Origin of the sequence: Murinocardiopsis flavida (assembly GCF_003014485.1) — a bacterium.
Lineage (GTDB): Bacteria > Actinomycetota > Actinomycetes > Streptosporangiales > Streptosporangiaceae > Murinocardiopsis > Murinocardiopsis flavida.
Genome location: NZ_PYGA01000003.1, coordinates 139,305 through 153,812, shown reverse-complemented (window position 1 = coordinate 153,812; position 14,508 = coordinate 139,305). Strand labels below are relative to the sequence as shown.

General features: G+C 72.7%; 13 protein-coding genes. 6 read left to right on the top strand and 7 right to left on the bottom strand.

Features of this window, described 5'->3' with window-relative positions; all coding sequences use genetic code 11:
* Positions 1 to 102 precede the first annotated feature (102 nt).
* The 4 genes from CLV63_RS05815 to serB all read left to right on the top strand — a co-directional run bounded on the left by CLV63_RS05815 (position 103) and on the right by serB (position 3,657).
* Positions 103 to 879 (top strand): hypothetical protein, encoded by a 777-nt coding sequence (locus CLV63_RS05815; protein ID WP_106581849.1) that lies wholly within the window; start codon positions 103 to 105, stop codon positions 877 to 879.
* A 112-nt stretch (positions 880 to 991) separates the two neighbouring features.
* The gene (locus tag CLV63_RS05810; RefSeq protein ID WP_245928595.1) at positions 992 to 1,651 is read left to right on the top strand and encodes a DUF1707 SHOCT-like domain-containing protein; all 660 of its coding nucleotides are present in this window, start codon (positions 992 to 994) and stop codon (positions 1,649 to 1,651) included.
* An 86-nt stretch (positions 1,652 to 1,737) separates the two neighbouring features.
* Positions 1,738 to 2,349 (top strand): DUF1707 SHOCT-like domain-containing protein, encoded by a 612-nt coding sequence (locus CLV63_RS05805; RefSeq protein ID WP_106582087.1) that lies wholly within the window; start codon positions 1,738 to 1,740, stop codon positions 2,347 to 2,349.
* An 84-nt stretch (positions 2,350 to 2,433) separates the two neighbouring features.
* Positions 2,434 to 3,657, top strand: coding sequence for a phosphoserine phosphatase SerB (serB, locus tag CLV63_RS05800; protein WP_106582086.1), 1,224 nt, complete (start codon positions 2,434 to 2,436; stop codon positions 3,655 to 3,657).
* A gap of 22 nt (positions 3,658 to 3,679) precedes the next feature.
* Here serB and CLV63_RS05795 read toward each other — a convergent pair whose 3' ends face one another.
* The 5 genes from CLV63_RS05795 to CLV63_RS05775 form a co-directional block, all read right to left on the bottom strand.
* Complete coding sequence (locus CLV63_RS05795) at positions 3,680 to 4,153, bottom strand: SixA phosphatase family protein (protein ID WP_106581848.1); 474 nt, start codon at positions 4,151 to 4,153, stop codon at positions 3,680 to 3,682.
* A 194-nt stretch (positions 4,154 to 4,347) separates the two neighbouring features.
* A complete protein-coding gene (locus CLV63_RS05790) occupies positions 4,348 to 6,795 on the bottom strand; it encodes a sodium-translocating pyrophosphatase (RefSeq protein ID WP_106581847.1) in 2,448 nt (815 codons plus the stop codon).
* A 444-nt stretch (positions 6,796 to 7,239) separates the two neighbouring features.
* Complete coding sequence (locus tag CLV63_RS05785; protein ID WP_106581846.1) at positions 7,240 to 7,743, bottom strand: DUF309 domain-containing protein; 504 nt, start codon at positions 7,741 to 7,743, stop codon at positions 7,240 to 7,242.
* Between the two features lie 32 nt (positions 7,744 to 7,775).
* On the bottom strand, positions 7,776 to 8,675 hold the full coding sequence (locus CLV63_RS05780; RefSeq protein WP_106582085.1) for an alpha/beta fold hydrolase: 900 nt from the start codon (positions 8,673 to 8,675) through the stop codon (positions 7,776 to 7,778).
* 69 nt (positions 8,676 to 8,744) lie between these two features.
* Entirely contained in the window at positions 8,745 to 9,185 is a 441-nt protein-coding gene (locus CLV63_RS05775) for a phage holin family protein (RefSeq protein ID WP_211301176.1), read from the bottom strand.
* A gap of 179 nt (positions 9,186 to 9,364) precedes the next feature.
* Here CLV63_RS05775 and CLV63_RS05770 point away from each other — a divergent pair, with 179 nt between their 5' ends.
* Complete coding sequence (locus tag CLV63_RS05770) at positions 9,365 to 9,934, top strand: GNAT family N-acetyltransferase (protein WP_106581844.1); 570 nt, start codon at positions 9,365 to 9,367, stop codon at positions 9,932 to 9,934.
* Between the two features lie 50 nt (positions 9,935 to 9,984).
* Here the strand turns inward: CLV63_RS05770 and acs are convergent, their stop codons facing one another.
* Entirely contained in the window at positions 9,985 to 11,961 is a 1,977-nt protein-coding gene (acs, locus tag CLV63_RS05765) for an acetate--CoA ligase (protein WP_106581843.1), read from the bottom strand.
* Positions 11,962 to 12,135: 174 nt separating this feature from the next.
* On the opposite strand from acs, the gene CLV63_RS05760 reads away from it, so the two are divergent.
* Complete coding sequence (locus CLV63_RS05760) at positions 12,136 to 12,936, top strand: oxidoreductase (protein ID WP_106581842.1); 801 nt, start codon at positions 12,136 to 12,138, stop codon at positions 12,934 to 12,936.
* A 776-nt stretch (positions 12,937 to 13,712) separates the two neighbouring features.
* On the opposite strand, the gene CLV63_RS05755 is transcribed toward CLV63_RS05760, so the two are convergent.
* The gene (locus CLV63_RS05755; protein ID WP_106581841.1) at positions 13,713 to 14,459 is read right to left on the bottom strand and encodes a class I SAM-dependent methyltransferase; all 747 of its coding nucleotides are present in this window, start codon (positions 14,457 to 14,459) and stop codon (positions 13,713 to 13,715) included.
* Positions 14,460 to 14,508: the final 49 nt, after the last annotated feature.

The window sequence follows — 14,508 nt, the reverse complement described above, 5'->3', positions numbered from 1 at the left end:
CTCGCGGGTACGTTCCGGCGTACCGCGATGAACAGCGTCAAGCCGGTGTTCGAGCAGGCCGAAGAACCCGCGAGGGCACCGGCGCCGGTAGGGGGATCACGCGTGCCAGATCTTGCAGAACTGTCGTCAGCACCGCTCGTCGCCTGGGGGAGCGCCTGGCTGGCCGGGCTGGCCGGGCTCGACGACGCCGTCGACGCCGTCGAACGGCGCACGGGTCCGCACGTCATCGCGGGCGACTGCGACGCACCGCTGTTCGAGGCGGGCGCCCCGCTGCGCACCACGCTGGCCCGGCTGCGCACCAGCGGGCTGCGCGCCATGCACCTGTCCCTGCCCGTGCCCGGCGACCCGCTGGGGCTCATCGGCAGCGCCGAACTCAACTCCGCCGCCATCGAGGCGCGCGAGGCGGTGCTGCTGACCCTCGCCGACCACCAGATCGGCCTGGTCCCCTCCGAGGACCGCCGCGGCTCCTCCTACGTCGGCGTGGCCTGGACCCCCTACCCCGCCGCCGACACCGCACCGCAGCCGGTGCGGCTCGCGGAGGCCGAGCACCGCCTGAACCGCGCCATCACCGAGTCCACCGCGGTGTTCGGCCGGGTCGACGACGTCGCCGCGTGGGGGCCCGAGGTCGGCCGGGCACTGGCCGACCTGCGCGACCCCGGGTCGGCGCCCACTGACGGCCTGGCGCCGGGCTACCCGCAGCGGGCCCACCGGCTCGCCGCGCTCGCCGACCGCCTCGCGGTGGTGGTCCGCCTGGCGGGCCGCGACGACGGGCGCGGCCTGAGCGCCACCCAGATGGCGGCGCGCGGCGAGGCCCTCCGCAGCCTCGACGCCGCGGTGCGGCGGGCCCGCGTGGCCGCCTACAACGCCGTGCACGCCTGAGAACCCCGAGCCGCGCCCCGGCGGAGTCAGGGTCGCCCAGGGCGGCGGCTCCGGGACACATCAGGGTCGCCGCCTGATCCCGCGCGGCCCCCACCGGCGGATACTCGAAAGCATGACGAACACCATGGACCAGCGCTCCGTCCCGCCCACTGCCGGCCTCCGCGCCTCCGACGCCGACCGCGACCGGACGGCGGCGCTCCTCACCGACGCACTCGCCGAAGGCCGGATCACCCAGGACGAGCACAGCGAACGGCTCGAATCGGCCTACGGCGCCAAGACGCGCGGCGAACTCGCCGCCCTCACGGACGACCTGCCCGGCAACGCGCCCGCGCCCGCCTACGGCGACGGTCCCGAGGCCGTCGCCGCGCCGGGCGGGTCGGCGGCCTCCGACGCCGACCGCGCGCTCATCGCCACCGGCATCGGCTACGAGAACATCACCGCCGTCTTCGGCGCCGCCGAGCGCAAGGGCCGCTGGCTGGTCGAGCCGCGCACCAACGTCTCGTCGATGTTCGGCGGCATCGAGCTGGACCTGCGCGACGCCGTGTTCTCCCAGGTCGAAGTGACCGTGCAGTGCGCGATCGTCTTCGGCAGCCTGGAGGTCGTGGTCCCGCCGGGTGTGCGGGTCGTCAACGAGACCTCCACCGTCATGGGCGGGGTCGACGTCGAGGGGACCGCCCCCGGCGGGCACGGCGGTCCGACCGTGCGCCTCACCGGGCTGTGCCTGCTCGGCGGCATCACCGTGAAGACCCGCCTGCCCGGTGCCGCGAAGTAGGCTCGGCAGCGCACCGAGACCCGCACTACCGATCCCCCACCAGGCACAGCCGACAGGAGGCCACGGTGTCCACGGAGCCCGAGCACATGCGCGCGTCGGACGCCGATCGCGACCGCGTCACGGAGCGGCTCCGCGAAGCGCTCGCCGAAGGGCGCCTCTCTCCCGACGAGTACGCCGAGCGCATCGACTCCGTGCTCCGCGCCAAGACCATCGGCGAACTCGCCCCCATCACGCACGACCTGCCGCTGAACGCCCCCGGCCGCCACAACGACGAATCCGTCGGCCTCACCGTCTCCACCGAGGAGGCGCGCAGGCTCGCGTCGGAGAGCCAGGGGCGCGAGAACATCGTCGCGATCTTCGGCGGCGCCGAGCGGGGCGGGCGCTGGCTCGTGGAGCCCCGCACCAACGCCTCGGTCCTGTTCGGCAGTATCAGCCTCGACTTCCGCGAGGCGGTCCTGACCCAGCGCGAGGTGATCCTCCAGTGCGCGGTGATCTTCGGCGGCCTCGACATCGTCGTCCCGCACGGGGTGCGCGTCATCAACGACACCACCGGGATCCTCGGCGGTACCAACCTCAGCGGCACCGACTCCAACGTCGACCCCAACGCCCCCACGATCCGCCTGTCGGGCACGGTGCTGTTCGGCGGGATCGACGCGAAGGCGCGGCCGCCCAAGAAGAAGCGCAAGTGGCACCGGTGAGGCACCGGGCGGCCCTGTGGTTTTCGGCACTGTGCGGCCCTGCGCGCGCCGCGGCGCACCGGGCCGAGTACCTTGGTGCACGTCATGGCAACGGACTCCACACTCCTGGTCACGATCACCGGGCGCGACCGGCCCGGCGTTAGCGCCAGGCTCCTCAGCACCCTGTCGGTCTTCCCCATCACACTCACCGATCTCGAACAGGTCGTCATCGGCGGGCGCCTGGTCCTCGGCGCGCTCCTCGCCGTCGACGACCGCGTGGCACCCGGCGTACGGCACCGCCAGGTCTTCGAGGAGGTGCGCGCGGCACTCGACAAGACGGCCGTCGACCTCGGCATGCACGTCGATTTCGGCGACAGCGGCGACAACGGCCGGGTGGGCGCCTCCTCGACCGAGCGGCTGCACGTGACCGTCCTGGCGCACCCGCTGCGCCCCGGGGCGCTCGGCGCCGTCGCATCGTGCGTCGCGCGGGCCGGCGCGAACATCGACCGCATCGAACGGCTCGCGAGCTACCCGGTGACCTCCATCGAACTGGAGGTGTCCGGCGCCGACCCCGCCACGCTGCGCGCCGGCCTGGCCATGGAGGCCGCCACCCAGTCCATCGACATCGCCGTGCAGCCCAGCGGGCTGCACCGCCGGGGCAAGCACCTGGTCGTCATGGACGTCGACTCCACGCTCATCCAGGGCGAGGTGATCGAGCACCTCGCCGAGCACGCCGGCTGCGCCGAGGAGGTCGGCCGCGTCACCGAGGCCGCCATGCGCGGCGAACTCGACTTCGAGGAGTCGCTGCGCCGCCGGGTGGGCCTGCTCAAGGGGCTCGACGCGAGCGCGCTCGACGCCGTCCGCGACAGGATCGAGCTGACCCCGGGAGCGCGCACCCTGGTGCGCACCCTGAAGCGGCTCGGCTACGCGTGCGCCATCGTCAGCGGCGGCTTCACCCAGGTCACCGATGCGCTGGTCGAGCGGCTCGGCATCGACTACTCGGCGGCGAACACCCTTGAGGTGGTCGACGGCGTGCTCACCGGCCGCCTGGTCGGCCCGGTGATCGACCGCCCCGAGAAGGCGGCCGTGCTGCGGCGCTTCGCCGCCGAGGCCGGGGTGCCACTGAACCAGACCGTGGCGATCGGCGACGGCGCCAACGACCTCGACATGCTCCAGGCGGCCGGGCTGGGTGTGGCGTTCAACGCCAAACCGGTGGTCCGCGAGCAGGCCGACACCTCGGTGAACTTCCCCTACCTCGACGCCATCGTGTTCCTCCTCGGGATCTCCCGCGAGGAGGTCGACGCCGCCGACCTCGACGCCGCCGACTGATCGACGGCCGTGCGGCCGGTTGTCAGCCGAGCAGCCGGCCGGTGCCGGTGCCCGGGGCGGCGTACAGCCATTCGACGTCGAGCTCGGCCACCGCCGCCGCGGCGGGCGGGAACGCCAGGAGCGTGCCGTCGCCGGTGAACGCCGCGGCGAGTTGCGCGACCGTGGGATTGTGGCCCACGACGAGCAGGGTCGACACGTCGGGGTCGACCGCCGAGACGAGCGCGAAGATGTCGTCGACACCGGCGGAGTACGCGGCGTCGGAGTAGTCGACCGAGGGGGTCGCGGGCAGTTCGCCGAGCGCGAGGTCGAGGGTCTGGCGGGTGCGCCGCGCGCTGGAGCAGATGACGTGGTCGGGGACGAGCCCGGCGCGCGCCAGCGAGGCGCCGGCCTCCGCCGCCTGCGACCGGCCGGTGCCGGTCAGCGCGCGCTCGTGGTCGGGGCGGCCGACGCCGAGCTCCGCCTGCGCGTGCCGCAGCACGACCAGCCGGCGCGTCATGGCGACAGCACCGTGGCGACCACTGCGATTACCGCCATGAACGCGACCATCACCCCGAGGATGACGGCGAGCCCTTTCAACCCCGACATCTGGCCCCCTCGACCACGGTTGGCACCGACGCGACCAGCCTAGGGCCATCAACGCAGCGGCGGCGCCCGGGCCGGTAGCCCGAGCGCCGCCGTCCAGGGGGAGGGTCAGTCGGCCGAGCTGCGCTCGCCCAGGCCCGCCTCCTCCTTCTTCTTCGCACCGTTGGACGCCGGGTCGACGGGGTCGGCGTCCTCGGCCGGCTCCACCGCCTCGGGGGACTCGGCGGGGTCGGCGCCGGCCGGGGCGGAATCGCCGGCGGTGTCGACCGGGCCGCCGCCGGCGGCGGCCGGAACGCCCCGTGCGGGGGTCTCGCTGCCCTGGCGCTTGGACCAGATCACGGCACCGACGATCAGCCCGGCCGCGACGACGGTGACCACTGTCCGCAGTACGTAGTTGTCGACGTACAGGACGACGCTGGGCGCGATGATGAGCGCGACCAGGTTCATCACCTTGAGCAGCGGGTTGATGGCCGGGCCGGCGGTGTCCTTGAACGGGTCGCCGACGGTGTCGCCGATGATCGTGGCCTCGTGGGCGTCGGAGCCCTTGCCGCCGTGGTGGCCGTCCTCGACCAGCTTCTTGGCGTTGTCCCAGGCGCCGCCGCTGTTGGCGAGGAAGACCGCCATGAGCGTGCCCGCGGCGATGGCGCCGCCGAGGAACGCGCCGAGCGGCGCGTAGCCCAGCGCGAAGCCGACCAGGATGGGCGTGAGCACGGCGAGCATGCCCGGGGTGATGAGCTCGCGCAGGGAGTCGCGGGTGCAGATGTCGACGACCCTGCCGTACTCGGGCTTCTCGGTGTAGTTCATGATGCCGGGCCGGGTGCGGAACTGCTCGCGCACTTCCAGCACGACCCGCCCGGCGGCGCGGCCGACGGCCATGATCGCCAGGCCGGAGAACATGAACACGACCGCGGCGCCGATGATGACGCCGACCAGGACGTTCGGCTGGTCGATGGAGAGGCTGAACGTATCTGCCCGGTCGCCGAGCGCCCCCTCGACCGAGGTGCGGAACGCGCCGAACAGCGCGGTCGCCGCGAGCACCGCTGTGGCGATGGCGATGCCCTTGGTGATGGCCTTGGTGGTGTTGCCGACCGCGTCGAGGCTGGTGAGGACGTCGGCGCCCTTGCCTTCGACGTCGCCGGACATCTCGGCGATGCCCTGGGCGTTGTCGGCGACCGGCCCGAAGGTGTCCATGGCGACGATGACGCCGACCGTGGTGAGCAGGCCGGTGCCCGCCAGCGCCACCGCGAACAGGCTCATGGTGATGTTGCCGGCGCCGAGCAGGAACGCGCCGTAGACCGCGCCCGCGATGAGCAGCGCGGAGTACACCGCCGACTCCAGGCCGACCGAGATGCCGGACAGGATGACGGTCGCGGCGCCGGTCTCGGAGCTCTCGCCGATGTCCTTGACCGGGCGCCGGTTGGTCTCGGTGAAGTAGCCGGTGAGGAGTTGGATGGCGGCCGCGAGGACCAGGCCGATGAGCACCGCGCCGATGGCGAGGTAGCGGGGGTTCCCGTCGAGTGCCTGGATGGCCTGGTCGGCGGTGTCGAGGCCGGCGAAGGTCGGCGGCAGGTACGCGAACGACACGATGACGACGAGGATCGCGGAGAACACCGCGGAGATGAAGAAGCCGCGGTTGATGGCCGCCATGGCGTTCTTGTCCTTGGCGCGGGGCGCCACGACGAAGATGCCGATGATGGCGGTCAGGACGCCGAGCATCGGGACGAGCAGCGGGAAGACCAGCCCCTCGACGCCGAAGGCGACCCGGCCGAGGATCAGCGAGGCGACGAGGACCACCGCGTAGGACTCGAACAGGTCGGCCGCCATGCCGGCGCAGTCGCCGACGTTGTCGCCCACGTTGTCGGCGATGGTGGCGGCGTTGCGGGGGTCGTCCTCGGGGATGCCCTGCTCGACCTTGCCCACGAGGTCGGCGCCGACGTCGGCGGCCTTGGTGAAGATGCCGCCGCCGACGCGCATGAACATGGCGAGCAGCGCCGCGCCGAAGCCGAAGCCTTCGAGGACGGTCGGGGCGTCGCCGCGGTAGAGCAGCACGACGATGGCGGCCCCGAGCAGGCCGAGGCCCACGGTGAACATCCCGGCCACGCCGCCGGTGCGGAACGCGATGCGCATCGCGGCATGCTCGCCGGATTCGCTCGCGGCGGCGGCGACGCGGACGTTGCCGCGCACGGCCAACCACATCCCGATGAACCCGGTGAGTGCGGAGAACACCGCGCCGAGCGCGAAGAACACCGACCGGCCGGCCTGGACCCACAGCGATTCCGCGGGGAGGAACCAGAGCAGCACTGGAATCAGGACGACGAAGACGATGAGCGTGCGGAACTGGCGTTTGAGATACGCCCCCGCACCTTCTTGGACCGCGAGAGCGATCTCCTGCATCCGCTCGGTCCCCTGGCCCGCCGCCAGAACTTCCCTGACCAGCCATCCCGCAACGGCGAGCGCGAGAAGCGCCACCGCCACGACAACGACCACCAGTGTGAAGTTCACGCCGTCCAGGGCCAGAGCCGGGCCGCTCTCAGCGGCCAGGTCAAACCCAGACAATCCGTCCTCCTTGAGAAGGCACGTCCGGCCCCGCATGCCGACACGCCCCCGTGAGGATCGCCCGTTAGGGGTGTCCCGAGGGCGCGTGAAGCAGGGTCATTGGGGGTGCCACCACTGACCTGTTCGATGTACCAGGGCCGAAATGTGAGCGGTTCCCGAATGTGGGGAACCCGACACACCTCAGTCCAGGCGTGCCGGGGATTCTACGCAGGACGGGAAGCGAACGTGAGAGCGGATCACAGTTTTCCCCAGGCGCACGCCGATATGTGACCGCATGGTGATCTAAAAAAGGCGACAGAAAACAACAAAAGCCGCAATTCACCCAGAAAATGGTGGACGATGGCAAACCGTACGCGCGCCTACCATAGGGACGCGGCTGAACGGGACCGATCCGCGGCACAGGAATTCACACCGCCGCCCGGTGTCGCCGCAGGCCGGAGCCTGTCAGCCGGCGCGGCGCAGCCGGATCCGCGCCGGGTCGACGGCCGCGCCCGGTGCGCCCTCGACCGCAGCGGCGGCCTCCCGGCCGGCAGCGGCGACCCCGAGCACGTCCACCCCGTGGGGGGCGCCCGCACCGTAGTCGGAGATCCGGTCGGCCCCGCGGCGCAGCAGCCGGGCGGCGCCCTCGGCGTTGCCGCGCTGGGCGTGGGTGAGGCCCACGGCGACCTGGGCGAGCCCGCGCCACATCTCCCGCTCCGACTCCGGCGCCGCCTTCCACACCGCCTCCAGGACCTCGTGGGCGTGGAAGGCGTAGCCGTCGTCCAGCAGCTCCTGCGCCCTGGCGAGCCCCTCCTGCGGCGTGAACACGGCGTCGTCGGGGATGCGCGGCACACCCTCCGCGCCGTGCGGCAGCGGGCGGCCGAGGCGGTCGCGCGGCCGCTGGTTCTGCGCTCGACCACTCGGGTCGCGGTCCCTTGCGGCGCTGCCCGCCGCACCCTCAGCGTCCACGGTGCCCCACTCTCACGTCGTCCGGTCGGCTCTCATGACCCATCCTCGTGCAACCAGTCCAGCAGCAGCGCGGCCACCCTCTCCGGCCGCTCCTCGTGCGGGAAGTGCCCGGCGCCCTCGACCGGCTCCCAGCGGTACGGGCCCCGCGCGTAGCGGCCCGACCCGCGCGCCGCTGCGGGCGGCAGCAGCGGGTCGAGCCCGCCGTGCAGGTGCAGCACCGGCTGGGTGAGCGCGCCGCTCATCCGCAGCATGTAGCGGTGCCCGTCGGGGCGCGCCTGGGAGCGCACCAGCCAGCGGAGGTACTCCAGGGAGCAGTGGGCGGTCCCGGGGACGCTGAAGGCGTCGCGGAAGGTCTGTTCCGTCTCGGGGTCGGGCCACCCCGGCGCCGACCACGCCCGCAGCAGCCCGCCGACGCGCGCCGCGCCGTCGGCCAGCAGCCGGCGCTCCGGCAGTACCGGCACCTGCGCCCCCGCCAGGTGCGCGAGAGCGGTGCCCCTGCCGAGCACCGCCGAGCGCAACCGCAGCGGATGCGGCATCGAGAGCACCGCCAGGCGCCGCACCGCGCCGGGGAAGTACCGGGCCGCCGTCCAGCCGACCAGGCCGCCGACCCCGTGCCCCACGATGGTCGCGCGGGCCTCGCCCAGCGCCCGGATCAGGCCCGCGGTGTCGCCGGCGAGCGTGATGAGGTCGTACCCGCGCGGGGGCTTGTCGCTCGCGCCGTAGCCGCGCAGGTCGACGGCCACCGCGCGGTACCCGGCGCGCGCCAGCACGGGCAGCTGGTGCCGCCACGCCCACCAGAACTGCGGGAACCCGTGCAGCAGGAGGACCAGCGGGCCCTCACCGGCCTCGGCGACGTGGAACCGGGTGCCCGCCGCGCTCACCGAGCGGTGCGCCCACGGGCCGGGGATCAGCGCCTCGCGGTCCTCCGGCATCGCCGCCCCGTTCGGGCCGCCGCCCCCGAGGAGCACCTCGGGGACCGCGGGGGTCACCCGAGCCGCCACCTAAGGCGTGGTGTCGACCGCGGATCCCGGCTCGTCGCGGCGCAGTACGGCGAGGGACGAGGAGACGGTCTGGTTGGTGCGCGGCAGGCCCTGCAACTTCCGGAACTGGCGGCGGCCGAGCAGCGCCAGGACGAGCGCGATGAGCAGGTAGAAGACCGTGACGATCAGGAAGGAGAGCCAATGCGACAGGCCGAGGGCGACCAGGCCGAACCCGATGGTGACCGAGGCGAGGATCAGCACCAGGTGCCCGACGACAGCGGCGCCCACGAGCATCCCCGAGCCCTTGGCGACCTGCTTCGCATCGTGCGCGAGCTCCAGCTTGGCGAGCTCCAGCTCCAAGCGGACCAGGCGCGACATATCGCCGGTGGCTTCGGCGACGAGTTGGCCGAGTGAGTGCTCGACGTCCTCGAACCGCCGGCCACCCGATTCCGTCTCAGGCATCGAGGTGGCTCCCTTCAATTCGGGCAGTGGTTTCCGCAGTCTGACGCATCCTTCCACATTCACCCCGGAAGGGGCCGCCGACCCGGCGGGGCGCACAGCGGCGCGGCGGCGGCGGAGCGGGCCGCGAACCGGACCGGCCCCGTGTGGCAGGCCGGCCGCCCGGGTGCTTGACTGCGCGCATGACGCCTCCCGACGCCTTCCGCGACCAGCCCGAACTGCACGGGACCGCGATCCGCCTCGAACCCATGGCGGAGCGCCACTTCGCGGGCCTCTGGCCGCTGTTCGCCGACGAGGACGTCCGCCGGCTGACGGGGACGCACCAGCGGTTCACAGAGGACGAGGTGCGGCGCTTCACGGCCACCCGGCGGGACCTGCACGACCGCGCCGACTGGACGGTCGTCCGCGCCGCCGACGGCGCGGTGCTCGGCGACGCCGCCGTCAACGACTTCGACCACCACAACGCCTCGGCGGGCTTCCGGATCGCGCTCGCGGGGCCCGCGCTCGGGCGCGGCCACGGCACCGAGGCCTTGCGGCTCGTGGTCGACCACGTCTTCGACACGGTCGGGCTGCACCGGCTGGAACTGGAGGTGTACGCGTTCAACCCGCGCGCCCGGCGCTGCTACGAGAAGGCCGGGTTCACGGCCGAGGGGGTGCGGCGCGACGCTCTGTACTGGGACGGCGCCTGGCACGACGCGGTCACCATGGCCGTCCTCGCGGGCGACCCGCGCCCCTGGCGCGAACACCAGTGAACGCGGTGGGGCGGGTGCCGGCTCCGGCACCCGCCCCACCGCGGGGTCCGCTACTCGTCGCCCTTGGCGTCGGGCAGCTTCGCCGAGATGACGTCCATGACCGAGGAGTCGGTCAGGGTGGAGACGTCGCCGAGGGCGCGGTGCTCGGCGACGTCGCGCAGCAGGCGGCGCATGATCTTGCCGGACCGGGTCTTCGGCAGTTCCGGGACGACCATGATCTGGCGCGGCTTGGCGATGGCGCCGAGCGAGCCGGCGACGTGGTCGCGCAGCTCCTTGACGAGATCAGCGCCGCCGTCGCCCGCTGATCCGCGCAGGATCACGAAGGCGACGATGGCCTGGCCGGTGACCGGGTCGGTGGCGCCCACGACCGCCGACTCGGCGATCTTGGGGTGCGACACCAGGGCGGACTCCACCTCGGTGGTGGAGATGTTGTGCCCCGACACCAGCATCACGTCGTCGACCCGGCCGAGCAGCCAGAGGTCGCCGTCCTGGTCGCGCTTTGCGCCGTCGCCGGCGAAGTACAGGTCGGCAAAGCGCGACCAGTAGGTGTCCTTGTAGCGCTGGGGGTCGCCCCAGATGCCGCGCAGCATCGACGGCCACGGCTCGCGGACGACCATGAACCCGCCCCCGCCGTCGGGCACGGACACGCCTTCGTCGTCGACGACGTCGGCGCCGATGCCGGGGAGGGGCCGCATGGCCGCCCCGGGCTTGCCCGCGGTGACGCCCGGCAGCGGCGAGACCATGATGGCGCCGGTCTCCGTCTGCCACCAGGTGTCGACCACCGCGGCCCGGTCGCCGCCGATGTGCTTGCGGTACCACATGTACGCCTCGGGGTTGATCGGCTCACCGACCGATCCGAGGATCCGCAGGGTCGACATGTCGTACTGGGCGGGGATGTCGTCGCCCCACTTCATGAAGGTGCGGATGGCGGTGGGCGCCATGTAGGCGATGGTCACCCCGTACTTCTGCACGACCTCCCAGAACCGCCCCTTGTGCGGGGTGTCGGGGGTGCCCTCGTACATGACGGAGGTGGCGCCGTTGGAGAGCGGCCCGTACACGATGTAGGAGTGCCCGGTGACCCAGCCGATGTCGGCCGCCGTCCAGAACACGTCGGTCTCGGCCTTGAGGTCGAACACCGCCCAGTGCGTGTAGGAGACCTGGGTGAGGTAGCCGCCGGTGGTGTGCAGGATGCCCTTGGGCTTGGCCGTGGTGCCGCTGGTGTACATGATGTACAGCGGGTGCTCGGCGTCGTGCGGCTCGGCCTCGTGCTCGGGGCTCTGGGCGTCGACGGCCTCGTGCCACCACACGTCGCGGCCCTCGGTCCACTCGACCTCCTGGCCGGTGCGCCGGACCACCAGGACGTGCTCGACCGCGGGGCGGTCGCGCACGGCTTCGTCCACAGCGGACTTCAGCCCGCTGGCCTTGCCTCGGCGGTACCCGCCGTCGGCCGTGACGACCACCTTCGCCGCGCTGTCGTCGAGCCGGCTGCCCAGCGCGTCGACGGAGAACCCGCCGAACACCACCATGTGCGGCGCGCCGATGCGGGCGCACGCGAGCATGGCGATGACCGTCTCGGGGATCATCGGCATGTAGATGGCGACGCGGTCGCCCTTGGTGACACCGAGTTGCAGGAGGGCGTTCGCCGTCTTGCAGACCTCGTCCTTGAGCTGGGCGTAGGTGATGGTCCGGGTGTCGCCCGGCTCGCCCTCCCAGTAGTAGGCCACCTTGTCGCCGCGGCCGGCGGCGACGTGCCGGTCGACGCAGTTGACCGACGCGTTCAGGGTGCCGCCGTCGAACCACTTGGCGAACGGGGGCTTCCATTCGAGGACGCTGTCCCACTGGCGGGACCAGTCGAGCCGGTGCGCCTGCTTCTCCCAGAACGCCTGCGGGTCGGCCGCCGCCTCGTCGTACGCATCGGCCGTGACGTTGGCGTTGGCGGCCAGATCAGCAGGAGGGGGGAAACTACGCGACTCCTGAAGAAGGTTGGACAATGCCTCGTGTCCCGGCTCCTGGGGAGTCTCAGCCACTGTGTGCTCCTTAACTCGATCTGCTCCGCGACGTGGTCCGCGCCCTGGGGGCGGGTCGCGTGCATCGCCACCGGATCGTTCCTGTGCTCGGAAACACTCCATCAGGCGGATGGCACTGGTCACAAGTGGGGGTTGCGCTCCGCACGGTGTTACCCGCGCGTAGTGTCGGGGGGTGTGAACGCCGTGACCTCTGATCCGCTGCGCCGGATCGCCGAACTCCCCGGTGTCGGCGACGCCGTCGAGGAGACGCGCACCATCGTCGACCGCCTGCTCGGGCACCGCGTCCTGCGGCGGCGCAGCTCCGACGTCTCGATGGAGTCGGCGCTGCGCGGGGCGAGCGCCTCGGCCGTCCTGGAAGGCGCCGACGCCTCCCTTGAGCAGGTCCGCTCCGCGCACTCCGACGACCCCCGCATCTCGGGCGCGCTGCGCGTCTCCGGTGAGATCGGGACCCTGGTGCCCATCTGGGCGTCGGCGCCCCGCCAGGTGCTCGCGCGGCTGCACGCGCTGGCGGCCGCCGACGCAGTGCCGGCGGAGTCCCTCGGACGGCCGCGCTCCGACGGCGAACCGGCGGCGGACCCGCTCAATATCGGGGCGCCGCCGGAGCCCGGGGTGGTCGCGGCGCGGCTCGGGGCGCTCGACACCCTGCTCGGCGCCGAGGGGACCGTGCCGGCGCTGGTCGTGAGCGCCATCGTGCACGGTGAACTGCTCGCCCTGCGTCCGTTCGGATGGGGCGACGGCCTCATCGCGCGTGCCGCGGCGCGGCTGACCCTCGTCGACCGCGGGCTCGACCCCAAGGGCCTGGTGCCCGTCGAGCTCGGGCACGAGGCCGCGCGCGACGAGTACGGACGCGCGCTGCGCGGCTACCTCAGCGGCACTCCTGAGGGAGTGGCCCACTGGGTGCTGCACTGCTGCCGCGCGGTGACGGCGGGCGCCCGCGACTCGCTCGCGACCTGCGAGGCGCTGAAGCGCGGGTGAACTCCGCCATTCCGGAGAATGGCCGCGGCAGCGGGAGAGCGCGCGGGCGCCGCCGCCCGCCATTGGGGCCCGCCACATCCGGACGAACGTTTCATTTCAGATAATTTTCGGACATCCGAATGCCGACGCCATGCGAATGGAGTGATTGGCGCGGCAAAGAGAACAGCGCCCCGGCACGGCCCTCAAGGGGTCGTGCCGGGGCGCCGCCGCGGACACGTCGCACCGGGCTATCATGCGTGCAATTCGTATGTCCGACCAGGGGATACCTGGCCTGGACGGGCCTCCCGAGGCTCACTGCCGCGTGGGTACCCGATTGCCGTGTCCAGTGGGCTCACCCACTTACTTCTTCTTTTGTACGCCTGATCGGTGGACTTGAAAAGGGGGGCCGAGGCCACCAATTTCGACTTGACCCGCAAATCACCATGGTAACGTTGCGTATTAGCCGAGTTACCTCGACCCGGCGCGCCTTGGGCTCAGGCCGAGCTCCTCCCCCGGAGCTGCACAGGCGGGCGCGATCCCCGTAGTGTTCCCCTGGTACTCCGTCGAACGCCGCCCCCGAGACTCGCAGGTGCGCCTACTCAGAACCCCTAATGGAAAACGAGCCGGCTCTACCCCCCCGGAGCCGGAACGTAAGACGGCCCCCGCCATCCCCCCGGCGGGGGCCGTCGTTCCTTTCCCGCCCTCTCGGCGCCGCGTCCGCCTGCGGCGACCGGCGCCGAGAGGCCCGGCGGGCCCGGCCCGCCCACGCGCCGCGGCGCCCGCTCCGGCGGCGCCGTTCACCCCCGGAGCACCAGAACCGCGATGTAGGCGCCCCCGTCGTGCTCGACGTGACCCACCCGCCACGCGGTGCCGTCGGTGATCGCCGCGAGATCGGCCGATGACGCCATCAGGTAGTCGAACCAGGGCGAGGCCAGCGCGCGGTCGCGCACCCGCAAGCGCAGCTGGCCCGGCATCCGCCCCCGTTGCCGGTTCCACTCGTGGTAGGTGCGGTGGAGGCCGTCTTCACCCTCGGGGTCGGCCGAGGCCGCGATGATCCGCGCCCCGGGGCGCGCGAACGGGCGCAGGCCGTCGAGCAGGCCGGGCGCGGCGTCGGCGTTCCGGAGCAGGCCGAGGTTGTTGCCGAGCAGCAGGAAGGTGTCGAACCCGCCCAGGTCGCCGGGCGGCTCCTCCAGTGTTCCCGGCACGGCGTCGACACCGCGCTCGCGGGCGACCCGCACCGCGCCGGGCGAGGGGTCGAGCCCCACGACCTCGCAGCCGCGGACGCGCACGGCGACCGCGTGGCGGCCCGCGCCGCACCCGATGTCCAGCACCCGGCCGTGCGCCCGCGCGCACGCCCAGCGCTCCAGTGGCGCCATCTCCTGCTCGGTGTGGAAGTAGCGGACCGCGTCGCCCGCCGCCATCATCCCGTCGTCGCGCTCGATGATCTCGAAGGACGCGCCGGGCCGCAGCCCGCTGTCCCAGCAGCGGGCCGGCATCTCACCGAAGGCGTCGCCGACACGCGGCTCGCGGATGTCTTCTGCCATACGTCGAAGCTCGCACAGGACTGGCGGCCGCGCACCGGGATTCTCCGCC